This is a genomic window from Streptomyces sp. RPA4-2 (genome assembly GCF_012273515.2).
Lineage (GTDB): Bacteria > Actinomycetota > Actinomycetes > Streptomycetales > Streptomycetaceae > Streptomyces > Streptomyces kaempferi.
In genome coordinates this window covers 7,158,349-7,180,930 of the sequence record NZ_CP050975.2, presented here as the reverse complement: position 1 = coordinate 7,180,930, position 22,582 = coordinate 7,158,349, and the positions used below count along the sequence as shown (strand labels likewise).

General features: G+C 72.9%; 19 protein-coding genes. 8 read left to right on the top strand and 11 right to left on the bottom strand.

Features of this window, described 5'->3' with window-relative positions:
- Positions 1-48 precede the first annotated feature (48 nt).
- Positions 49-669 (top strand): TetR/AcrR family transcriptional regulator, encoded by a 621-nt coding sequence (locus HEP85_RS31340; protein WP_168530884.1) that lies wholly within the window; start codon positions 49-51, stop codon positions 667-669.
- Between the two features lie 107 nt (positions 670-776).
- On the opposite strand, the gene HEP85_RS31335 is transcribed toward HEP85_RS31340, so the two are convergent.
- Together HEP85_RS31335 and HEP85_RS31330 are read right to left on the bottom strand one after the other, a co-directional pair.
- Positions 777-1,379, bottom strand: a complete 603-nt coding sequence (locus tag HEP85_RS31335; RefSeq protein ID WP_168530883.1) for a GPP34 family phosphoprotein — start codon at positions 1,377-1,379, stop codon at positions 777-779.
- A gap of 210 nt (positions 1,380-1,589) precedes the next feature.
- On the bottom strand, positions 1,590-1,892 hold the full coding sequence (locus HEP85_RS31330) for a muconolactone Delta-isomerase family protein (protein WP_168530882.1): 303 nt from the start codon (positions 1,890-1,892) through the stop codon (positions 1,590-1,592).
- A gap of 233 nt (positions 1,893-2,125) precedes the next feature.
- Between HEP85_RS31330 and HEP85_RS31325 the strand changes: the two genes are divergently transcribed.
- The 6 genes from HEP85_RS31325 (at position 2,126) to HEP85_RS31300 (ending at position 9,028) form a co-directional block, all read left to right on the top strand.
- Entirely contained in the window at positions 2,126-3,049 is a 924-nt protein-coding gene (locus tag HEP85_RS31325) for a LysR family transcriptional regulator (RefSeq protein ID WP_168530881.1), read from the top strand.
- A gap of 199 nt (positions 3,050-3,248) precedes the next feature.
- Complete coding sequence (locus HEP85_RS31320) at positions 3,249-3,962, top strand: SDR family NAD(P)-dependent oxidoreductase (RefSeq protein ID WP_168530880.1); 714 nt, start codon at positions 3,249-3,251, stop codon at positions 3,960-3,962.
- Between the two features lie 37 nt (positions 3,963-3,999).
- On the top strand, positions 4,000-4,371 hold the full coding sequence (locus tag HEP85_RS31315; protein WP_168530879.1) for a hypothetical protein: 372 nt from the start codon (positions 4,000-4,002) through the stop codon (positions 4,369-4,371).
- Positions 4,372-4,815: 444 nt separating this feature from the next.
- Entirely contained in the window at positions 4,816-6,675 is a 1,860-nt protein-coding gene (locus tag HEP85_RS31310; protein WP_168530878.1) for a M1 family metallopeptidase, read from the top strand.
- A gap of 143 nt (positions 6,676-6,818) precedes the next feature.
- Positions 6,819-7,274 carry a MarR family winged helix-turn-helix transcriptional regulator gene (locus tag HEP85_RS31305; RefSeq protein ID WP_168530877.1) on the top strand — a complete coding sequence of 152 codons (456 nt, stop codon included), beginning with the start codon at positions 6,819-6,821 and terminating at the stop codon, positions 7,272-7,274.
- 32 nt (positions 7,275-7,306) lie between these two features.
- Positions 7,307-9,028, top strand: a complete 1,722-nt coding sequence (locus HEP85_RS31300) for an MFS transporter (RefSeq protein ID WP_329291406.1) — start codon at positions 7,307-7,309, stop codon at positions 9,026-9,028.
- A gap of 293 nt (positions 9,029-9,321) precedes the next feature.
- Here the strand turns inward: HEP85_RS31300 and HEP85_RS31295 are convergent, their stop codons facing one another.
- The 6 genes from HEP85_RS31295 to HEP85_RS31270 all read right to left on the bottom strand — a co-directional run bounded on the left by HEP85_RS31295 (position 9,322) and on the right by HEP85_RS31270 (position 18,860).
- Entirely contained in the window at positions 9,322-9,831 is a 510-nt protein-coding gene (locus tag HEP85_RS31295; RefSeq protein ID WP_168530876.1) for an O-acetyl-ADP-ribose deacetylase, read from the bottom strand.
- 110 nt (positions 9,832-9,941) lie between these two features.
- A complete protein-coding gene (locus tag HEP85_RS31290) occupies positions 9,942-11,351 on the bottom strand; it encodes an NAD(P)/FAD-dependent oxidoreductase (protein ID WP_329295136.1) in 1,410 nt (469 codons plus the stop codon).
- A gap of 381 nt (positions 11,352-11,732) precedes the next feature.
- Positions 11,733-13,703, bottom strand: coding sequence for a phosphocholine-specific phospholipase C (locus HEP85_RS31285; protein WP_168530875.1), 1,971 nt, complete (start codon positions 13,701-13,703; stop codon positions 11,733-11,735).
- A 29-nt stretch (positions 13,704-13,732) separates the two neighbouring features.
- Positions 13,733-15,499: an endonuclease/exonuclease/phosphatase family protein gene (locus tag HEP85_RS31280; protein ID WP_369657919.1), complete on the bottom strand. Its 1,767-nt coding sequence runs from the start codon at positions 15,497-15,499 to the stop codon at positions 13,733-13,735.
- Positions 15,500-16,066: 567 nt separating this feature from the next.
- Positions 16,067-16,912 (bottom strand): inositol monophosphatase family protein, encoded by an 846-nt coding sequence (locus HEP85_RS31275; RefSeq protein WP_329291399.1) that lies wholly within the window; start codon positions 16,910-16,912, stop codon positions 16,067-16,069.
- Positions 16,913-17,039: 127 nt separating this feature from the next.
- A complete protein-coding gene (locus HEP85_RS31270; protein WP_168530874.1) occupies positions 17,040-18,860 on the bottom strand; it encodes a gamma-glutamyltransferase family protein in 1,821 nt (606 codons plus the stop codon).
- A gap of 175 nt (positions 18,861-19,035) precedes the next feature.
- Between HEP85_RS31270 and HEP85_RS31265 the strand changes: the two genes are divergently transcribed.
- The gene (locus HEP85_RS31265; protein ID WP_168530873.1) at positions 19,036-20,100 is read left to right on the top strand and encodes a lipoate--protein ligase family protein; all 1,065 of its coding nucleotides are present in this window, start codon (positions 19,036-19,038) and stop codon (positions 20,098-20,100) included.
- Positions 20,101-20,197: 97 nt separating this feature from the next.
- On the opposite strand, the gene HEP85_RS31260 is transcribed toward HEP85_RS31265, so the two are convergent.
- The 3 genes from HEP85_RS31260 to HEP85_RS31250 are packed head-to-tail and all read right to left on the bottom strand — an operon-like array spanning position 20,198 to position 22,574.
- The gene (locus HEP85_RS31260) at positions 20,198-20,776 is read right to left on the bottom strand and encodes a DUF4232 domain-containing protein (RefSeq protein WP_329291394.1); all 579 of its coding nucleotides are present in this window, start codon (positions 20,774-20,776) and stop codon (positions 20,198-20,200) included.
- Complete coding sequence (locus HEP85_RS31255) at positions 20,773-21,465, bottom strand: response regulator transcription factor (protein WP_329291393.1); 693 nt, start codon at positions 21,463-21,465, stop codon at positions 20,773-20,775. Before HEP85_RS31255 ends, HEP85_RS31260 begins: the two co-directional genes overlap by 4 nt.
- Positions 21,462-22,574, bottom strand: coding sequence for a sensor histidine kinase (locus HEP85_RS31250; protein ID WP_168530871.1), 1,113 nt, complete (start codon positions 22,572-22,574; stop codon positions 21,462-21,464). Before HEP85_RS31250 ends, HEP85_RS31255 begins: the two co-directional genes overlap by 4 nt.
- Between the last annotated feature and the right edge of the window lie 8 nt (positions 22,575-22,582).

Below are 22,582 nucleotides of genomic sequence, written 5' to 3'. Positions count from 1 at the left end.
TCCCGAGGAGGCCCGGCGCGGGTAGACGACCGGTCGTACACTGACTCCATGGGACGGACCAGCGACGCCCGCGAGAAGATACTCAGCACCGCGCAAGCGCTCATCGAGCTACGCGGTTACTCGGCCCTGGGCGTGGCCGAGATCTGCAAGGCGGCCGGTGTGCCCAAGGGCAGTTTCTACTACTTCTTCGAGTCGAAGGAAGCGCTCGCCCTGGCCGTGATCGACGAGCACTGGACCGGTCAGCGGCAGGCCTGGGCGCAGATCCTGAACGGCGACGAGGACCCGCTGCGCCGGCTGTGGCTGCTGTTCGAGGCGACCGAGGCCGGCCAGCTCGCCGGACAGCAGAGCTGCGGCACCGTCTCGGGTTGTCTGTTCGGGAACCTCACCCTGGAGATGAGCAACCACACCGAGGCGATCCGCACCCGGCTGCAGGAGATCTTCGACGAGCAGGTCGAGATGGTCGCCTCGGTCGTCGGTGAGGCGCTCGGGCGCGGGGAGGTCGTCGTGACCGACGCCCGGGAAGCCGCGCGGGCGGTGGTCGCCCAGCTGGAGGGGCAGGTGCTGTTCGCCAAGCTCTACAACAACACGCACCGGCTGGGCGCGCTGTGGGCGAACTGCCTGGCCCTGCTCGGCGCGCGTCCGCCCCGCGAGGCCATGGCCGCGGTCTGACCGCGCTCAGGCCCGCGGACCGCCCGCGAGGGCGGGCCTCCTGAAGAGATCCGCGGGCCGCCCCGCGCGTACCGGCCTTCAGCACACCGGCCGTCGGTGCCCGGCCGTCACGGGGCCCGCCAGATGTTGTCGAAGGCCGCGTTCTCGATGCTGCGCCGTTGCCGTACGGCTTCGAGTTCCGTCTCCGCGTCGTGCACAGCGTCCAGGACGGTCCCGACCGCTTCGTCGGCGGGGGCGGCGCCCTCGCCGTCCGGGTGTTCGATGCCCACGGCGGCCGCCAGCCCCACGAGGACGGGATCGCCCTTCGACCAGCGGTCCTCCGCGCGGCGCCGGGCCGGCGAGTCGGCCCGTTCCGCCGGGCCGCCGCGCAGCGGATTCCAGCGACGGCGACCGGCGGCGACCGGGGTCTGCGCCTCGACGGCGGCCCGATAGGCCGCGAACAGGTCACGCCCCCGGCGCCACAGCCAGTCCTCGACCGATTCGTACGGTTCCTGCCGGACGAGGGACGACACCGCCTCCGACAGCAGGGCGTCGTCCAGGGTCCACGCCGCGCCGGGCACGATGCGGTCATCGTCCAGGGTGAGGGCCCCGGCCTCGATGAGGTCGACCAGCTCGGCCCCCGCGAGGGCCAGCGACAGGTCGCCCTGCCCGATGTCGCGGCTGGACGTGACGTCCATGGCGATGATCAACAGGTCCTGCGGTGTGGTCATGACGGACTCCACGTCAGAGACATCGGTGGCGAGTGGCAGGCATCGGCGGCGCGCGTACACCAGCGGCGCGCGTACACCGACGGCCCGCCCGCCGGTACGGGGCGGCCTCCCGTAGTACCACCATGTGGTGCGGGAAGCCGATACGCAGCACGGCGGCATGCGCGGGGACCGTCCCGGCGTCACGGCCGCCGTGGACGGTGACGGCCCCCGTCAGGACTCCGTGGCGGTACGGCCCGGGTCGTTCGGGTGGGACTCCAGCGCGGTGACGTTCAGGCGCATCCATGGACGCAGCGGGAGGGTGCCGAGCACCTTCTCGTGGAGTTCGTCCTCGTCGGCGGCCCGCCAGATGCCGAGGCTGCGCAGTTCACCGACCGGGCGCCACAGCCGCGCCAACCGGCCGGCGGCGGCCAGTTCCCGGGCTCGGACGGCTTCGGCGGCGCGCCGACGGTCGACCTCGTCCTGACTGGTGCCCTCGGGGATCGTGGTGGTGATCTCGACCAGGAACTCTCGCATGATCCCGCTCCGCTCGATGGGGGTCCGGCGGGTACCGGAACGCCGTGGATGGAGGGACGTCCGCGAGTTCCGGAGCCCGTGGCTCCAGGACCCATGGCTCCAGGGCCTCTGGGTCCAGGAACCCATGGCTCCAAGACCCCGCGCCTCCCTGCCCTCATCCTCCGTCCGACACCGGGACGGCGCCACGACCGGCTTCCTCCCCGCTGGGAGGCGCGGCCTCGCAGCGACGTAGCATGACGGACGTGGAGCTGCGCCAACTGCGGTATTTCGTCGCCGTCGCCGAAGAACTGAACTTCGGCCGGGCCGCCGAACGCCTGCTGATCGCGGGCCCCTCCCTGTCCCAGCAGATCAAGGCGCTCGAACGCGACTTGGGCGTACGACTGTTCGATCGCGACCGCCGCTCGGTCTCCCTCACGCCGGCCGGCGCGGCCCTGCTCCCGCACACCCGGGCGCTGCTGGACCGGGCCGAGGACCTCCAGCGCTGCGCCGAGCGGCTCTCCGGATCGGAATCGGTGCGGCTCGGCTACGTCAACTGGCTCCCACCGGACCTGACCGCCCGCACCGCCGGAGTGGCCCGGCTCCATCTCGACGCGTGGATCGCCCCCTCGCACACCCAGGCCGCCCGGGTCGCCGACGGCAGCCTGGACCTCGCGGTGTGCTGGGTGCGGACCGAGGACCTCGAACAACGCGGCCTGCACGCCTGCCTCCTCGGCGCCGACCGGCTCTACGCCGTCTCCGCAGGCGACGACACCGGCGAGGTGGCGGCGGTGGACACCGCCGTGCTCCTCGACGACGACGCCACCTCCTGGTCGTCCTGGAACGTCTACGCCGAACTGCTGGCCCGCGACACGGGGGCCCGCGCGGTGCGGATCTCCGACGGCGGCATCACCGGCCCCGCGTTCTTCGACCACGTCCGCCGCAGCGGCCGTCCGGTCGTCAACTCCCCCAAGGGCCAGACCACTCCGCTGCCGCCCGATCTGGTCCAGCGCCCCGTCGTGGCACCGCGGATCCACTGGACCTGGTCGCTGGTCCGGCGCGAGAACGAGGACCGGCCCGCGGTCCTGGCCGCCGCCGAAGCCCTCTGCGCCGACGTCGGCGACCTCGGCCTCGACACCCCGGACTCCTGGCTGCCCGAAGGCGATCCGCACCGGCGCTGAGCCCACCCGATCCCCTCCGACCTGGACTGGAAGGCTGCGCCTACCAACTGGGAGGAAACCCGTCCCGGCCCGGCCCCCGTGGGCCTTTGACTTCCCCCTCCGGGCACCCTACGGTCCAAATAGTCGACCGGTCGGCTAGCAGTCGCCGGCCATCGGGATCGGTCGAGGAACCCTCACCACACGTTTCGGAGAAGTCATCATGAGCTCTCAGGACCAGAAGGTCGCAGTCGTCACCGGTGCCTCACAGGGCCTCGGCGCCGGCATCGCCGACGCGTACCGCAAGCTCGGCTACGCGGTCGTCGCCACCTCCCGCACCATCGCCCCCTCCCACGACGCGGGCATCCTGACCGTCCAGGGCGACATCGCCGACCCCGCCACCGCCGAGCGCGTCATCGCCGCCGGCATCGAACGCTTCGGCCGCATCGACACCCTCGTCAACAACGCCGGCGTCTTCGTCGCCAAGCCCTTCACCGACTACACCGCGGACGACTACGCCACGGTCATCGGTATCAACCTCACCGGCTTCTTCCGTCTCACCCAGCTCGCCGTCGAGCACATGCTCAACCAGGGCGGTGGCCACATCGTCAACATCACCACCAGCCTCGTCGACAACGCCGACTCCAACGTCCCCTCCGTACTCGCCTCCCTGACCAAGGGCGGTCTCCAGTCCGCCACCAAGTCGCTCGCCATCGAGTACGCCACCCGCAACATCCGCGTCAACGCCGTCTCCCCCGGCACCATCAAGACGCCCATGCACCCCGCGGAGTCCCACGAGGTCCTCGCCTCCCTGCACCCCGTCGGCCGCATGGGCGAGCAGAGCGACATCGCCGACGCCGTCATCTACCTCGAGAACGCCCCCTTCGTCACCGGCGAGATCCTTCACGTCGACGGCGGCATGAGCGCCGGCCACTGAGTCCGCAGGACGACGGCACGACGAGGGAAGGACCCCGATGAACAGCACGACGGACAACGAGGCGATCCTGCGCGGCGTTCTCGACCGATGGAAGGCCGGCGTGGACAGCCACGAACCGGAGCAGGTCGCCGCCCAGTTCACCGAAGACGCGATCTTCCAGGGGCTGCGCCCCTACAGCGTCGGAAGACCGGGCGTCGCCGCGTACTACGACTCGCAGCCGCTCGGGATGGCGGTCGCGTACCGGATCCTCGAAACCCGGCGCCCCGCCGACCACCTCGTACTCGGGTACCTGGCGGCGGACTTCTCCTTCGCGGACCGGCCCACCGTCAGCCTCACCCTCGGCGTACTGGTCGAGCGCACGGACGAGGGCTGGCGGATCGGCCACTACCAGGTCTCACGACTCGCCTGACCCGTAAGGTTCTTGGCCCGCGGCGGCGGTCGCCGGCGCGGGCCGCAGCAAAGGCACGGGTGCGCCGTCCTGTCCGCCCGACAGGACGGCGCACCCGTGCCTTCGGCGTCCCTGCCGGGCGCTGGAGGGCACCGGAGGGCACCGGAGGGCACCGGAGGGCACCGGAGGGCACCGGAGGGCACCGGAGGGCACCGGAGGGCACCGGAGGGCACCGGTCCCCGCACTTCCTGTCGGCACGACTTTTACTCACGACGGATGGCATGCCCTGGTCAAATCTGCCAGGCTTCCGGCAGCCGTCGCCCTGACCCCAGGGGGACGCGGCAGAAATCACACCCTCGCGATCGCGCGAGCGATCCGCGCAGCCCCGGCTGCCCCCCGGCGCACCCGAGCCGGGCGGGCGGCCACCGAGCAGGCCGGAATCCCGGCCGCCTCAAAGGAGTTCGTGTGAGACCGACCCCCCACAAGGCCCTCGCGACGGCGGCACTCGCCGTCGTCGCACTGGCCGCCGCCCTGCTTCCCGGAGCCCCGGCGTCGGCCGCGCCGCCCACCGCCCCCTCGGCCGACGCCTGCACCCCTGCCCAGGTGGTCACCAACGGCGGCTTCGAGAGCGGCACTTCGCCCTGGACCCAGTCGTCGACCAGCGTGATCACCTCTCGCGCCGGCCAGACCGCCCACGGCGGCACCTCCTTCGCCTGGCTGGACGGTGTGGGCAGCACGCACACCGACACCCTCTCGCAGAGCGTCACCATCCCGTCCGGGTGCAGCTCCGCCACCCTCACCTTCTGGCTGCACATCGACACCACCGAGACGACGACGTCCACCGCGTACGACAAGCTGACGGCGAAGATCGGCAGCACCACGCTGGCGACGTACTCGAACCTCAACAAGAACACCGGCTACGCGCAGAAGTCCTTCGACGTCTCGGCGTTCGCGGGCCAGACCGTGACCGTCGCCTTCACCGGCACCGAGGACTCCAGCCTCAAGACGAGCTTCGTCCTCGACGACGTCGCCCTCGACACCTCCGGCGCCACCACCCCGCCCGCGGACTCCACCCGGACGCCGGCCGCACCCGCGTACACCGTCAGTCTGAGCAGCAACACCAGCGGCACCGTCTGGACCGGTCACGAGAGCGCGACCTTCACCAACGCCTCCTCCACCGCGCTCAGCGAGGTGTACCTGAGGCTTTGGGACAACTACCACGGCACCTGCTCCGCGACGCCGATCGCGGTCAGCAACGTCACCGGTGGCACCGCGGGCGCCCTCTCGGTGGGCTGCACGGCCCTCAAGATCAGCCTGTCGACACCCCTGACGCAGGGTCAGACCGCCACGATCGGCTTCGACCTGGGGATCACCGTTCCCAGCGGCGCCGACCGCTTCGGCTACGACGGCGCCTTCGTCAACATCGGCAACGCGCTGCCCGTACTGGCGGTCAAGGACGCGGCCGGCTGGCACCTGGACCCGTACACCAACAACGGCGAGTCCTTCTACTCGCTGGCCGCCGACTTCAAGGTGACCCTCGACCACCCGACGAGCCTCCTCGTCCCGGCCACCGGCACCTCGGTCGACACCGCCGGATCGAGCGGCCGGACGGTCACCACGGCCACGGCCTCCAAGGTCCGTGACTTCGCCTGGGCCGCCGGGCCGTTCAGCAAGATCTCCGGTACCTCCCCCGCCGGCACCGCGATCAACATCTACTCCGTCTCGGGCATCAGCTCCTCCGACTCCCAGTCGATGCTCTCCACCGCCAAGTCCGCGGTGGACGCCCACGCCGCGCGCTTCGGCGCGTACCCGTACGGCGAGCTGGACGCGGTGATCGACAACAACTACTGGTTCGGCGGCATGGAGTACCCCGGCTTCGTCCTCGACCTGGTCAGCACCACCGCACTCACCCACGAGATCGGTCACCAGTGGTTCTACGGGATCGTCGGCGACGACGAGTACAACAGCCCGTGGCTGGATGAGGCGTTCACCGACTACGCCACCGACCTGGCGCAGAACAAGACCGGCACCAACTGCTGGAACAGCGTCTCCTGGGCCTCGACCGCCGAGAAGATCACCAACTCGATGGCCTACTGGGACGCCCACTCGTCCCGGTACTCCACGGTCGTGTACGGCTACGGCAAGTGCGCCCTGCACGACCTGCGGCGCGTGCTCGGCGACACGGTCATGACCAAACTGCTGAAGGACTACGCCACTTCGCACTGGTACGGCGTCTCGACCACGTCCGAGTTCAAGGCCGCCGCCCAGGCCGCCACGACCACGGACCTGACCTCGTTCTGGACCCAGCACCGCATCGACGGCTGACAGCCGGCCGGTCCGCCGCGGTGGGCGCCTTCCGGCGTCCCCCGCGGCGCACCGACGGCGGCGCCGACCCGCGCCGCGCACACACCCGCCCGCGCTCGCGACGCGATGTTGTTTCCCTCTACACCTAGATGCATAATGCGGTTATGCATAAGCGGGTTATGGACACGGACACACCGGCGCCGGCCGAGGACCTGATGATCGCCGTGGAGCGGCTGGTCCGATACGTCCGTCGCAGCGCCGTCACCGGCGGTCTGAGCACGGCGGCCTCCTCGGCACTGAGCCGGCTCGGCCGGGAGGGGCCGCAGCGGCTGACCGAGCTCGCCAGGGCCGAGAACGTCTCCCAGCCGAACATGACGCAGCTGGTCACCCGGATGGAACGCGCGGGCCTGGTCCGGCGCACCGCCGACCACAGCGACGGCCGGGGCGTGCTCGTGGAAGCCACCGACGAGGGCCTGGACGTGTTCCGCCGGCGACGGACCGAGCGCGCGGACGCCCTGCGGCAGCTGATCGATGACCTGACCGAACCCGAACAGCGGGCTGTCCGGGTCGCGCTGCCGGCCCTCGCCCGGGTCATCGACGACCGCCATTCCCGCTCATGACCCCGTCCCTGCGACATCACGGAGAACCGCACATGAGTGCACCGCACGGAAGGGCCGCCAGCCCCTTCAAGCAGCCCAGGGCAGTCTGGGCCGTCGCGTTCGCCTGCGTCATCTCGTTCATGGGCATCGGTCTGGTCGACCCGATCCTGCCCGCCCTCGCCGAGGGCCTGCACGCCTCACCCAGCCAGGTCTCCCTGCTGTTCAGCAGCTACCTGATCGTCACCGCGGTCGCCATGCTGTTCGTCGGCTGGGTCTCCAGCCACATCGGCGCCAAGCGCACCCTGGTGGTGGGACTGGCCGTCATCGTCGTGTTCGCCGCGCTCGCGGGCTCCACCGACTCCATCAACGGCATCGTCGGCTTCCGGGCCGGCTGGGGCCTGGGCAACGCGCTGTTCATCGCCACCTCGCTCGCCGTCATCGTCGCCTCCGCGAGCGGCGGCTTCGGCGGCGCGATCATCCTGTACGAGACCGCCCTCGGCCTCGGCATCGCCGTGGGTCCCCTGCTCGGCGGCGAGCTGGGCGCCATCAGCTGGCGCGGCCCCTTCTTCGGCGTCGCCGTCCTGATGGCCGTCGCCCTGGCCGCGACACTCGCCTTCGTACCGGCCCTGCCCAAGCCGGAGCGGCCCACCTCACCGCTCGCCCCCCTCAAGGCGCTGCGCCACCGCGGCCTGCTGACCATGGGCATCATGGCGCTGCTGTACAACTGGGGCTTCTTCACGATGCTGGGGTACGCCCCCTACCCGATGAAGCTGAGCGCGCACCAGCTCGGGCTGGTCTTCACCGGGTGGGGCCTGCTGGTGGCCGCCTTCAGCGTGTTCTTCGCCCCGCGTCTGCAGGCCCGGTACGGCACCGCCCCGGTGCTGTACGCCAACCTGCTCGGCCTCGGGATCGTCATGGCGGTCATCGCGGCCGGCGTCGACTCGCCCCGTGTGGTGATCGTGGCGGTCGTCGTCAGCGGCGCCTTCATCGGCATCAACAACACCCTCACCACCCAGGCCGTCATGCTCGTCTCGCCCGTCGAGCGGCCGGTGGCCTCCTCCGCCTACGGCTTCCTGCGCTTCATCGGCGGCGGCCTCGCCCCCTATGTCGCCGGCCGGCTCGCCGACGCGACCGACCTCAGCGTGCCGTTCTACCTGGGCGCCGGGACCTTCGTCGTGGCCATCCCGGTGCTGGCGAGCGGCCACCGTCTGCTCCGCCGGGCCGAACAGGCGGCGGGCCGGGGCGAACCCGTCGCGCCCACGCTCACGCCGGTCGGCGCCGCGGCGGCCACCGACGGGCCGCCGCTCATCGTCGCCGTCGGCGCCCACGACAGGGCCGCCGCCATCGTCGACACCGCGGCTCGGCTCGCCCACGACGCGGGTACGGCCCTCGAGGTCGTCCACGTCCAGCAGACCGCCGTGGTCGAGGAACAGGCCGTGGACGTCGAGACCGCGGACCAGGCCCGCTCCGCCGTCACCGCCCACCTCGACCGGCTCGCGGCCCGCGGCATCCCGGCCGTCGGCCAGATACTCACCAGCGTCGGCGACCACGCCGCCGCGGGCCGGGCCCTGGCCCGGCATGCCGCCGAGGTCCACGCCGGCACCGTCGCCGTGGGCCGCTCTCCCCGCGGTCCGCTGGCGCAGTTCGCCGACGGGAGCTTCACCAGCGCGCTCACGCACACCGCGGCCTGCCCGGTCGTCCTCGTCGACCCCGACAGCGCACCCCGGCCACTGACCGCGGCCACCCTGGCGGAACTGCGTGCCGCCTCCGCCTGAGCGACCGGCCCGGATGCGTCACCCGCGCGTGCCGCCTCCGGCGCGCAAACCGGCCGGGCGACGAGCGGTGGGCCCGGTGCGGCGGGGCGGCCGGGCGGCCGGGCGGCCGGGCGGCCGGGGGCGCACGGCCCGCGTCATCCTCTGCTCCGGGTTCGCGCGGCCCGCGCCGGGTTCGCCGCTCGCCTCGGTCCACCGGCTGTGCGGCACGGGTCCGCAGGCCGCGCGGCACCCGCACCGCGACCCGGAGCCGGCGCGGCACCGGCGGGCGGCCGCTTTCCGGAAGACGCCGGCCGTCAGCCGACCTGCGCGGCGAACGCCTCGTACGCCCGCTCGTCGAAGAGGACGAACCTGACCTCCTCGACCGACGCCTCCGTGTCCCGCACGGTCCGGACCGCGACCCGGGCGGCGTCCTCCATCGGCCACCCGTACACACCGGCCGAGACGGCGGGGAACGCGACCGTGCGCGCGCCGAGTTCGTCGGCGACCCGCAGTGATTCGCGGTAGCAGGACGCCAGCAGGTGCGAGCGGTCCTCGGTGTCGCTGAAGACCGGGCCCACGGTGTGGATCACCCACCGCGCGTCCAGGTCGCCCGCGGTGGTCGCGACCGCCTTGCCGGTGGCCAGGCCCTTGCCGTAGTGCGAGGCACGGAGCCTTCGGCAGTCCGCCAGGATGGCGGGGCCCCCGCGGCGGTGGATGGCCCCGTCCACGCCCCCGCCGCCGAGCAGCGAGGAGTTCGCCGCGTTGACGATCGCGTCGACGCTCTGCCCGGTGATGTCGCCCCGGACCAGGGTGATGGCGGTCATGACGGCTCGGCCTCCTCGTTCGCGGTCCTCACCGCATTGTCCCCCGGACACCGCCGGGCCGCCGCCGTCCGTGCCGCCGGTCCGCGCCGGTGTCCGTACCGTGTCCGTGGTCAGGGCTGTCGCAGGCGGCGCCACACGGCCTTCGCCGCGTTGTGCCCCGACATGCCGTGCACGCCGGGGCCCGGCGGGGTGGCCGAGGAGCAGATGAACACGGCCGGGTGCGGGGTGCTGTACGGGGACGGGGACAGCCTGGGACGCAGCAGGAGCTGAAGTCCGGAGGCGGCGCCGCACGCGATGTCGCCGCCCACGTAGTTGGCGTTGCGCGCCACGAGTTCGCGCGGGCCGGCGGTCGCGCGGGCCAGCACGCGGTCGCGGAATCCGGGCGCGAACCGCTCCAGCTGGCGCTCGATCGCGTCCGTGAGGTCCCCCGTCCAGCCGTTGGGAACATGCCCGTACGCCCAGAAGACCTGCTTCCCCTCGGGTGCCCTGGAGGGGTCGACGACGCTGGGCTGCACGGTGATCAGGAAGGGGGCGTCCGGCGCCCGGCCCTCGCGCGAGACAGCGTGCAGAGCGGCACCGATCTCGGCGCGGCTCGCGCCCACCTGCACGGTCCCGGCGGTACGGGCCTCCTCGGCCGTCCAGGGCACGGGACCGTCCAGCGCGTAGTCGACCTTGAAGACGGCTGCCCCGTAGCGGTAGTTCTCGTAGTACCGGCCGAAGCCCGCGATCCGGGACAGCGCGGTGGGCGAGGTGTCGAAGACGTAGGCGCGCGCGGGCGGCAGGTCGTCGAGGCGCTTGACCTCGTAGTCGGTGTGGACACTGCCGCCGAGGTCCCGCAGGTAGGCGGTGAGCGCGTCGGAGATCGACTGGGAGCCGCCGCGCGCGACGGGCCAGCCCCGGGCGTGGGCGGCCAGCGCGAAGACCAGGCCGACGGCGCCGGTGCCGATGCCGTCCAGCGGGGCGATGACATGGGCGACGAGCCCGGCGAACAGGGCCTTGGCCCGCTCGTCGCGGAAGCGCCGCATCAGCCACGTGGAGGGTGGCAGTCCGGTGAGGCCGAACCGGGCCAGCGTGACCGGGTCGCGGGGCAGTGCGGTCGCGGGCAGGGACATGAAGTCGTGGGCCAGCGTGTCCCACTTGGGGAGGAAGGGGGCGACCAGCCGGCGGTAGGTGCCGGCGTCGCGCGGTCCGAACGAGGCGGCCGTCTCGGCGACGGAGCGCGCGAGCACCGCGGCCGTGCCGTCCGGGAACGGGTGGGCCATGGGCAGTTCGGCGTGCAGCCACTCCAGGCCGTAGCGCTCCAGGGGCATCGCACGGAAGGCGGGCGAGTTGATGCCGAGCGGATGGGCGGCCGCGCAGGGGTCGTGCCGGAATCCGGGCAGGGTCAGCTCTTCGGTACGGGCGCCGCCACCCACCGTGTCCCGCGCCTCGAAGACGGCCACCGAGAAGCCCCGGCGGGCCAGCTCCACGGCAGCTGTCAGTCCGTTCGGCCCCGCACCCACGACGACGGCATCGAGCATCGACGGCACCTCGGACTCCTTTGTCGCCGACGGCCACTGGCCACCAGGATATGCCGGAGGGCCGACGAGCCCGGCGGCGCGGGGTGGGAATCCGCGAGCCGCGGGGGCCGCGCACCGCCGCGGCCCACCGGACCACGCGTGGTCGCGCCCGCGAGCCTCGCGGAGGCGGAGGCCGCGGACCGCGTGAGGGCGAAGGTCACGCACCACGCGGGGAGAGGGACACGCGGCGCGAAGGCCGCGGACCAGCCGCGGACCAGCCGCGGACCGGTCACGCACCGGTCGCGGCGCGGTCACGTTCCGTACGGGGCGTGTCCGGGCCCCGGCCGGGGCCGGGCAGGCGGCCGTCGTCGGCGGCGGGCCCGGTCCCCGGCCGGCGGTGGCTCACACGGTGTGGACGGCTCCGGCGTAGCGCTGGGCGAACCGGGTGCCGGTGCCCGCGGTGACGGTGAAGTCGTACCGCCCCGCGTCGGTGCGCCACGACACGCGGGTGCGGTCGCCCGCCCCGACCCATTCGGTCCGCTCCTCGCCGGCGAAGTCGTTCGGCGTGATCGTGAACGCCACCTCGGTGCCGCCGGTGTTGCGCAGTTCCAGCTCCACCGACGCGTTCTCCGGGCGCCCGGACTGCCGCAGGGCCGCCGTCACCGAAGGCACCGCCACGTCGTCCTGGCCGGTGCGGACGACGGTGCCGGAGAAGCGGCGGACGAAACCGTCGGCGCCGTACACGGAGAAGTCGTAGCGGCCGTCGGTGCCGGCGGCGTCCCACACATAGGTGCGGGACGAGCGCGCCGGGACCGTGAAGGGCGTGCCGGTGAAGGGCAGCGCGGTGTTCGGCAGGACGGTGAAGTGGTAACCGACGCTGCCGTCGTTGGTGAGGGTGCAGGTGACCTTGCCGGTGGTCCGGTCGACCTTCACGTCGGCCCACGGGCGGTACGGCAGGGCGCGGTGCGGCCTGTGGCCCTCCTCCTGCGCGGGCATCGACTGCTGGTCGGGCACCTTGACCGGCGGCAGGGAGCTGCCCGCGTCCGCCTTGGCCATCAGGGCGACGGTGTCGGGCAGTCCGGGGATGCTGTAGTCGGGCTTGCTGAAGTCGAAGCAGCTGGTGAGGTCGCCGCAGACGGTGCGCCGCCAGTCGGAGATGTTGGGCTCCCGCACACCGGTGACGCGCTCCAGGAAGCGGACCACCGAGGTGTGGTCGAACACCTGGGAGTTGACCCAGCCGCCGCGCGACCACGGCGAGACGACCCACAGCGGCACCCGGCTGCCGAGGCCGATGGGCTTGCCGCCCGCGAACTCGTCCTTGGTGCCGGGCTCGGGGAACGGCGGGATGACGTGGTCGAAGTAGCCGTCGTTCTCGTCGTACATGACCAGGAAGGCGGTGTGCTTCCACACGTCGGGGTTGGAGAACAGTGACTGGAGCGCGGTGTCGACCCAGTGGGCGCCGTAGTCGGGGCTGGCGTTCGGGTGCTCGCAGAACAGGTAGGGCGCCACCAGCCAGGAGACCGTGGGCAGAGTGCCGTCCTTGCAGTGCTTGTCGAACGCCGTGAGGTCCCACTTCGTCATCGCGTTGACGTAACGCGGGTCGTCCTTGGGGAACTCGTGGAACTGCTTGAAGTACGACAGAGCGTTGTCGTCGTAGTCGCCGTAACGGTCGTCGGAGCCATCGGGGTTGTGGTAGACGCGCCAGGTGACGCCGGCCTGCTCCAGGCGTTCGGCGTACGTCGTCCAGTCGGCCACCGGGTTGTCCGTGACCGGCGTGTTGTCGGTCCACGGGCCGGTGGTGCCGTCCACGCCGGGGCCCGCGGTGCCGGTCCACAGGTAGAGGCGGTTGGGGTCGGTGGGGCCGTTCAGCGAGCAGAAGTAGCCGTCGCAGAGTGTGAAGGCGTCGGCCAGCGCGTACTGGTAGGGGATGTCCGCCCGCGTGAAGTAGCCCATGGTCCGTTCGCCCTTGGCGGAGACCCACTTGTTCATGGCGCCTGCGTTGACGGCCGAGTGGCCGGTGTCCCAGTCGTGCGCGAGACCGCCCGCGTTCTGCGCGTTGTACTTCGTGGTGTCCATGCGGAAGGGCAGGAGGTGGCCCTCCTCGCGGCTCACGGCGGGCTGGCGGAACACCGGGTCGCCGCCGGGGAGGACGGTGGCCTGGCGGTCGCCGAAGCCCCGTACCCCGCTCAGGGTGCCGAAGTAGTGGTCGAAGCTGCGGTTCTCCTGCATCAGGATGACGACGTGCCTGACGTCCTCGATGCTGCCGTGGCCGGTGCCCCGGCCCGCGGCCTCCGCGGTGCCGGGGAGTCCGGCGGCTATCGCGGCTCCGGCCGCGGTGGTGCCGATGAAGGTGCGGCGGCTGATCTCGGTCATGGGAGGAAGGTCCTTCGGATCGTTCGCGGTCAGCCGCGGGCGGGCAGGGAGAAGGTGACGACGACGGCGGCGTGGTCGGAGGGCCAGCCGTTGGCGGCGGCGTCCGGCACCGGCCGGGGCCAGCCGGTGAACAGGGTGTGTGCCTCGAGGACCTTGAGCCGCCCCGCGTACTGGATCTGGTCGATCCGGTCCTGCGGTTCCGCCCCGTCACCGCCCTCGCGGCGCGGCCTGACGGGGGACCAGGTGATGCCGGGTGCCTTCTCCGGGCTGGTGTGGGCGTCGCGGTAGGCGTCGACGAGGCCCGCCTTCTCCAGCGCCTCGGTGACGGGCCAGCGGACCCGGCCCGCTCCCCCGTGCGCGGACGCGGTCCGGCTCGTCCAGTCGTGGTGGGACGGCGAGGCGAGTCCGGCCGCCAGCACGACGGGGGTGTGGGAGGCGAGTTCCGGCCGCAGGGCGGCCACCAGCGCCTGCGCCTGCCGGTAGCGGACCGTCTCCTTCTCCGCCGCCTCGACCTGTGCGGGCGTCCGGCCCGCCGACAGCGCGTACGGCCCGTAGTCGGCTTCGTCCAGCTGCGCCGTCCACAGGCGTACCGTGCGGTCGCCGGGCAGGTGCAGCGTCGCCGCCGCGGCCGGGAGCGCCGCGGTCGGGGCGACGACGTCAGTGAGCGGGTAGCGGCTCACAATGCCGAGGCCGCCGGCCTGGTACACGTGGCGGCCGAGCGCCCCGGCGAGGTCCTCGGCCGCCTTGTCACCGCATTCCTGGAGCGCCACGACGTCCAGGCCCTGAGTGAGGACCAGCCGCAACTGCTTCTCCAGGAAGCCGTCGACGTGGGTGCCGGCGTCCCAGAGGTTCAGCGTGGCCACCTTCAGGCGGAGCCGCTCCCGGGAGGTGCGCACGGGCACCTGGACGGTGACGGTGTCGCCGCCGACGGCGCTGTCGGTGACGGCGGCCACCACTCGGCCGGGTCTGCGGGGCGCGGTGCGCGGGGCCCGGCCGCTGACCGTGCCGTCCGCGGCGACCGACAGCCAGGAGTCGCCGCCGACCCGCTTGAAGGTCGCGCTTCCCGCGGCGTTGCCCTCGGGCCTGATCCACAGGCCGCCCAGCTTCACCGCGAAGTCCTTGCCCGCGGTCTGCGGCTCGGTGGTGACGGCGTCCACGACCGCGTGCGGGCGCGGGATCACGGGGCGCACGGCGAAGCTGAACGCGGCGGTCTCGGCGAGGATGCCGTAGCCGTCCTTGGCCAGCAGATAGGCGGTGTACGGGCCGCCGCTCAGGCCGGAGGTGTCGAGGGTGATGTCACCGGTGGCGGCCGGGGTGTACTCCCAGGCGAGGGAGGAGCCTTGACCCGGCTGCCGGTCGCCGTCGTACACCCCGATCCAGTTCTTCGGGTCGGGTGTGTCCGTCGTCCAGTGGAAGGAGACCTTGTCGCCCTCGTGCGGGGCGGGCGTCGTCAGCTTGACGGAGTTGCCGACGGGGGCGCCCGTGAAGCTGAACGGCTCCGTCCTGGCGAGGACGCCGTAGCCGTCCTTGGCCAGCAGATACACGATGTACGGCCCACCGCTCAGGCCGGAGGTGTCGAGGGTGGTCTGCCCGGACGCGCCGGGCACGTATGCCCAGACGAGCGAGCTGCTGCCGCTGGCGGGCAGCCGGTCGGCGGGGTAGACGCCGATCCAGTTCTTGGGGTCGGGGGCGTCCGTCGCCCAGGTGAAGGCCAGTTCGGTGCCGCGCGGCGGGGGCGTCGGGGAGCCGATCGCGATGCTGCTCCCGGACGCGGCGGCCTGTGAGAGGGATGACACGGTGTTGGGTCCTCTCCGCCCCGGATACCGCCGCGGCGACACCCAGGGGAGCAAAGTTGTCTAGATAACTTCGCTCCATAGCAAGCCGTCCCTCGGCGACGGCCCCGTGAACGAGAGATTGCCTCCGCCTGGGAGGAAGACGGAACTCTGGGGTTTCCCCGCGCGGGCCGAAAGGCCTGGATCCGGCCAACAGTGGCCTCTGACCTGCACATTCCGGTACTTACGACCCCCTGTGCAACCCGCGGAGGCCGCCGGGTCCACATTCCTTCACCCCACCGTCCGAAGGGATACGGCACGTCGCACCCTTCGCCGGGACGCACCTCCGCTGTGCACAGCCAAGGGTCGAGCGACCACACGTGCGGAGGGGGCGCGCGGGCTCCGGCCGGTGTTCTCGACGGCCCTGAGGACGACGTCCTGCGGCGCCTCGCACTCGACGGCGTACGTGGCGCCGTCGGCGGTGGTGAACCCCCGAACCGGCGCGACCGCGCGAGGTCGCCAACTGCCGGACGCGCTCGTCCGGATGAACGTCGTCGCCTTGGTCGGCGTCGGCGTCGGCGCCCCTCCCCGTCAGGCTCCGGCGGCCAGCAGCCCCCGCACCCGGCGGGCCGTCGCCTCGTCCCGGGCCGCCGTGAACGGCAGCGCGTTGCCGCCGGTGACGCGGAACGGCTCACCCGTCAGCGTCAGATGGGTACCGCCCGCCTCCTCGACCAGCAGCAGACCCGCCGCGTGGTCCCAGGCCGCCTCCCAGGAGAAGGCCGTCGCGTCCAGCTCGCCGCGGGCGACGGCCAGGTACTCCAGGCCGGCCGAGCCGCACGGGCGGGGCCGGACGCCCTCGGTGTTCAGGCCGAGGAGGGCTCGCTTCTGCTCGTCCGTCGTGTAGTCGGGGTGCGAGGTGGCTATCTCCAGGTCGCGGCCGGGCGCGGGTGAGCCGGAGCGCAGCGGCTGTCCGTCGAGGTGGGCGCCCCGGCCGCGGAGGGCGACGGCGAGCTGGCCGCGGGCCGGTGCGTAGGTCCAGGACGCGTGGACTACGCCGCCCAGCGTGAGGGCGACGAGCGTGCAGAAACCGGACTCGCCGCGGACGAACTGGCGGGTGCCGTCGACCGGGTCGACGATCCAGACCGGGGCCGCGCCCTGGATCGCGTCGTACGTCGCCGGGTCGGCGTGGACCGCCTCCTCGCCGACCACGACCGAGCCGGGCAGCAGCTTGGGGAGCGTGTCGGTGAGGTACTCCTCGGCCTTGCGGTCGGCGTCCGTGACGAGGTCGTGCGGGCCGCTCTTCTGGTCGATCTCGTGCGCGGCGAGCTGCCTGAAGCGGGGCATGATCTCGGCGGCGGCCGCGTGACGGACCGCTTCTTCGACATCGGCTGTGCGGTGGGCGAGAAACTCGTCGATGGTTTCGGTATGTCCGATCATGGCTCCATGACAGCACGCGTCACTGACAATCCCTGCCCGTCCGGTGCACTTCAGGTGGATTCGGGGTGAATTCCCGGGGCGCCGGGCCGGGACCGGGAGGTTCGGACCGGCGCCCCGGGCCCCCGGCTCAGCGTCCGACCGCGTACCCCTGCATCCCCCGCGGATTCGCCGCGGCGGACAGCACCCCGGTGCGGGGGTCCCGGGCGACCGCGCACAGCCGGCCTTCCGACCATGCGTCGGATACCTGCACGTCGTGGCCGCGGCGGCGCAGCTCCGTGACGACGGCGGGGTCGGTGCGGGACTCGACGGTGAGGCTGCCGGGGCGCATGCCGCGCGGGTAGAAGGACCCGGGGAAGCTGTCGTTGTGCCAGTTCGGCGCGTCGATCGCGCCCTGGAGGTCGAGCCCGCCGCGTACTTCGGCGCGCAGCGCGACGGCCAGGAAGAAGTGGGTCTGCCACTGGTCCTGCTGGTCGCCGCCCGGAGTGCCGAACGCCATGACCGGCACCCCGTCGCGCAACGCCAGCGAAGGCGTCAGGGTGGTGCGCGGACGACGGCCGGGCGTCAGGGAGTTGGGCAGTCCCTCCTCCAGCCAGGCCATCTGGAGCCGGGTGCCGAGCGGGAAGCCCAGTTCGGGGACGACCGGGTTCGACTGGAGCCAGCCCCCGCTGGGGGTGGCCGCGACCATGTTGCCCCAGCGGTCCACGACGTCGAGGTGGCAGGTGTCGCCGCGGGTGGAGCCGTCCGGTGCCACCTCGGGTTCGGCGGGCGCCCGTGCCACGGTGGGTTCGCCCGCGCCGGGTACGGCCAGCGCGTCGAAGCCGGCCTCCCCGGAGGCCACCCGCCGGGCGTGGTGGCTCATCCTCGGGGTGCGTCCGCCGGGGGCGCCGGGGCGCAGCTCGTACGAGGCCTCGTCGCCGATGAGGGCGCGGCGTGCCGTGTTGTACGCGTCCGACAGCAGCGCGTCGAGCGGCACCTCGGCCGCGTCCCCGTACCAGGCCTCCCGGTCGGCCATGGCCAGTTTGCAGCCCTCGACGAGCAGGTGGACGTAGTCGGCGGAGCCGTGCGGCGGCAGTTCCGGCGGGAGCAGGGCGAGCTGCTGCAGGAGGACCGGGCCCTGGCTCCAGGGGCCCGCCTTGCACAGGGTCCAGCCGCGCCAGTCGTACGTCGCCGGTGTCTCGTACGTCGCGGACCAGGAGGCGAGGTCGGTGGCCGTCAGGGTACCGGCGTGGCGCTCACCGCTGGTGTCCATGGTGGGCCGTCCGGCCTGGCGCACCAGGGCCTCGGCGATGAATCCGGTGCGCCAGACCTCCCGCGCCGCCTCGATCTCGGCCTCCCGGCCCTCCGCTGCGGACACTTCGGCGAGCAGCCGCCTCCAGGTGGCGGCGAGCGCGGGATTGCGGAAGAGCTCACCGGGTCGCGGTGCCGTCCCGCCCGGCAGGTACACCTCCGCGGACGAGGTCCACTCCGTCTCGAACAGCTCACGGACGGCCTCCACGGTCTCACCGACACGCTCCACGGGCGCGTGCCCGTCCTCGGCGTATCCGATGGCGTACTTCAGGACGTCGGCGAGGGACTTCGTGCCGTGGTCGCGCAGGAGCAGCATCCAGGCGTCGAAGGCGCCGGGGACGGCCGCGGCGAGCGGGCCGGTGCCGGGTACGAGATCCAGACCGAGCCCCCTGTAGTGCGCGATCGTCGCCCCGGCGGGCGCCCCGCCCTGCCCGCACAGCACCCGTACGGCGCCGCCCGCCGGGGCGAGGATGATCGGGACCTCTCCCGCGGGTCCGTTGAGGTGGGGCTCGACGACGTGCAGGACGAAGCCCGCGGCGACGGCGGCGTCGAACGCGTTGCCGCCGTCCTCCAGGACCGCCATGGCGGACTGCGAGGCGAGCCAGTGGGTGGAGGACACCATGCCGAAGGTGCCCTGGAGGGTCGGTCGGGTCGTGAACATGCTGTGTCACCTCGCTGTGCGGAGCGATCAACCTCGGGCCCGACTATGGCACTCGCGATCCCCCGGAGGGCAGGGCGCCCCGTCCCCTGGAGGGGCCGCGGACCGCGCGCTTCCCGACCGGAATCAATCGCCGCAGGTCGGCGTTGGTGCCGGTGGAACGAACGGAGGCGGAGCGGTGCACGGTGAGTACAAGATCCCCGGCGGCAAGCTCGTCGTGGTGGACCTGGACGTCGAGGACGGGGTGCTGCGCCACGCGCGCGTGGCGGGCGATTTCTTCCTCGAACCGGACGAGGCGCTGGACGCCGTGAACGACGCGCTGGAGGGCGCCCCCGCCGACACGGACGCGGCGGGCCTGGCGGCCCGTGTCGACGCCGCGCTGCCGGCGGGCACGGTCATGTACGGCCTGACCTCGGAGGGCATCGGGATCGCGGTGCGCAGGGCGCTCGCGCACGCCACCGACTGGACGGACTACGACTGGCAGCTGATCCACGAGGGGCCGCAGTCCCCCGCGCTGCACATGGCGCTGGACGAGGTGCTGACCGCGGAGGTCGCCGCCGGCCGTCGCCCGCCGACGCTGCGCGTGTGGGAGTGGGGAGCCCCGTCCGTGATCATCGGCAGTTTCCAGTCGCTGCGCAACGAGGTCGACGCCGAGGGCGCCGCACGGCACGGCATCGAGGTGGTGCGCCGGATCTCCGGCGGCGGCGCGATGTTCGTGGAACCGGGCAACACCATCACCTATTCGCTCTCGGTCCCGGAGGCGCTCGTCCAGGGCCTGTCGTTCCAGGACAGCTACGCCTATCTCGACGACTGGGTGCTCGGTGCGCTCGCGGACATGGGGATCAGGGCCTGGTACCAGCCCCTGAACGACATCGCGACGGAGCAGGGGAAGATCGCGGGAGCCGCCCAGAAGCGGGTGGTGGGTCCGGGCGGCGGTGCCGGTGCCGTGCTCCACCACGTGACCATGTCGTACGACATCGACGCCGACAAGATGCTCGAAGTGCTGCGCATCGGCCGGGAGAAGCTCTCCGACAAGGGCATCAGGAGCGCGAAGAAGCGGGTCGATCCGCTGCGCCGGCAGACCGGGCTCGCGCGCGAGGAGGTCATCGGGCGGATGATCGACTCCTTCCGCGGCCGCTACGGGCTCACGGACGGCGGGGTGACACCCGCGGAGCTGGCCCGCGCCGAGGAGTTGGCACGCTCGAAGTTCGGGTCGGCCGAGTGGACGGCGCGGGTCCCGTAAGGCCTGCCGTTCGGATCATGTGGCGGGACGCGGGGCAGCCGACAAGCCACCGCGCCCGGGTGCCGTCAGGACGGGCGGCGGTCAGGAAGGCCGGCCGTCAGGACGGCGAGGGGGCCCACGCCGTCGTGCCGAGCGTGTTCTCGGGTCCGATGTCGAGTGTCTCCGGTGGCCGCACGTCCACGGCGGCGCGTCCCTTCTGCGGGACGACCCGGAGGTACGTGCCGTTCTCGGCCGCCATCCGCCAGTACAGGGCCGCCCGCGCGCTCCCGCCCGGGGTCAGGGTGAACGGCTCGGCCCCCGGGTCCTCGGGGGCCATGGGGACCTTGTCGGTGCCCTGGACGGTTCGCACGCCGGTGAGCGGGGCGCCCTTCTCGTCGAGGACGCGGACGGAGGGGTAGCCGTTCATCCGGTACGGCCGCCCGGAACAGTTGGTGAGGGTGAGGCTCATCGCCCGCAGTCCCATGGCCCCGTCGACACGGCCGGCGTCGACGCGGACACCGGACGGCGGGCAGTCGCCGGCCGGCGGGACCGCGACGGCGGGCGAGGGGCCGGGCGCGGGCCGGTGGTCCGGCTCGGTGAAGAAGCCGCAACCGCTCACGGCGAGCGCCAGCGCGCCGGCGAGGACGGCGCTGCGGAGGGGTCTCGGACACGACGGTCTCGGGCACGGCACGGTCATTCGCCGATCTTCGCACGCCGCCACTGAGTGCCGCCTCTGGCCGTCACCAGTCCCGACTCGTAGGCGAACACGACCAGTTGGGCCCGGTCGCGGGCGCCCAGTTTGGTCATGGCGCGGCTGATGTGCGTCTTGGCCGTGAACGGGCTGATGACCATGTGCGCGGCGATCTCCTCGTTGGTGAGGCCGCGCGCGGCGAGCGCGGTGACCTCGCGTTCGCGGCGGGTGAGGCACTCCAGGCCCGGCGCGGTGGCCCGGTCCGGGGGCCGGGCCACGAACTCGCCGATCAGCGTGCGGGTCACGGACGGGGACAGCAGCGCCTCTCCGCGCGCGACGACCTCGATGGCCTGGAGAAGGTCGGCGGGCTCGGTGTCCTTGAGCAGGAAACCGCTCGCCCCGGCCCGCAGCGCCTCGAAGACGTACTCGTCCAGACCGTAGTTGGTGAGGATGAGGACGCGCACGGCGGACAGCCACGGGTCCGCGGCGATCCGCCGGGTCGCCTCGATGCCCGACATCACCGGCATCTGTACGTCGACGAGGGCGACGTCCGGCCGCTGGGCCCGCACCAGCGCGAGCCCCTGCTGCCCGTCGGCGGCCTCGCCCACCACCTCGATGTCGTCCTCGGCGTCCAGCAGGGCACGGAATCCGGCGCGCATCAGTGCCTGGTCGTCGACGAGCGCGACCCTGATCACGACACGTCCTCCGGTACTCCCAGGGGCAGTTGGGCATGGACGGAGAAGCCACCCCCGACGCGCGGGGCGGCACGCAGGGTGCCGCCGAGAGCCGTGACGCGTTCCCGCATCCCGGTGAGGCCGATGCCGGGCGTGGGCGGGCGGGACGGGTCGGCGCCGCCGTCGTCGTCCACGGAGATCGCCAGCTCGGCCGCCGAGTAGTCGAGCCGGACGGTCACCTCGGCCGGGCCCGCGTGGCGGGCGGCGTTGGTCAGCGCCTCCTGGACGATGCGGTAGGCGGCGCGGTCCACCGTCGCCGTCAGCGGCCGCTCGTCGCCGCTGACCGACAGCTCGACGGCGAGCCCGGCGGCGCGGGCCCGCTCCACGAGCAGCGCGGGGGTGCCGGTCGGCTCGTCGGTGCGCAACACCTCGAGCGTGGCGCGCAGTTCGCGCATCGCCTCGCCGCCCGCCGCCTGGATGGCGAGGAGCGCGGGCGGTACCTCCTCGCCGCGTTTGCGGGCGAGGTGGACGGCGACACCGGCCTGGAGCTTGACGATCGAGATGCTGTGGGTGAGCGAGTCGTGCAACTCGCGGGCGATCCGCAGCCGTTCCTCGCCGGCCCGGCGCAGGGCGGCTTCTTCCCGGGTGCGTTCCGCCTCCAGCGCGCGCTGTTCGGTCTGTCGCAGATACGCCTGCCAGTTGCGGTCGGCGAGGCCCGTCACCAGGGCGCACAGGAACCAGCCCGCCAGCAGCAGGGTTCGCTCGACGATCTCCTGCCGGGTGGGGCCCGTCGCGACGAAACCGGCCAGGAACGCGGCACTCGCGAGGGCGGCCACGCCCCGGTGGCCGGCGCGCGCGGCCGTGTGGACGGCGCCCAGGACGGGCAGGGCGGCGAGGGGCCCGGGGTGTGCGTGCAGAACGTACGCCGTCGTGGTGACCGTACTGACGGCGAGGACCTCGCGCGGTGCGCGGCGGTAGGCCGCGAGGGCCAGGGAGGCGAGGGCCATCAGGACGTAGTCGGCGGGGGCGGTGCCGTCGTCGAAGGCGGCCGCGGTCATGACGAGGGCGCCGACGACGATCGCGAGGGCGGTGTCGGCGAGCTGTCGGCGGGCGGCCCGGTCCAGCGTCATGTCCCGCA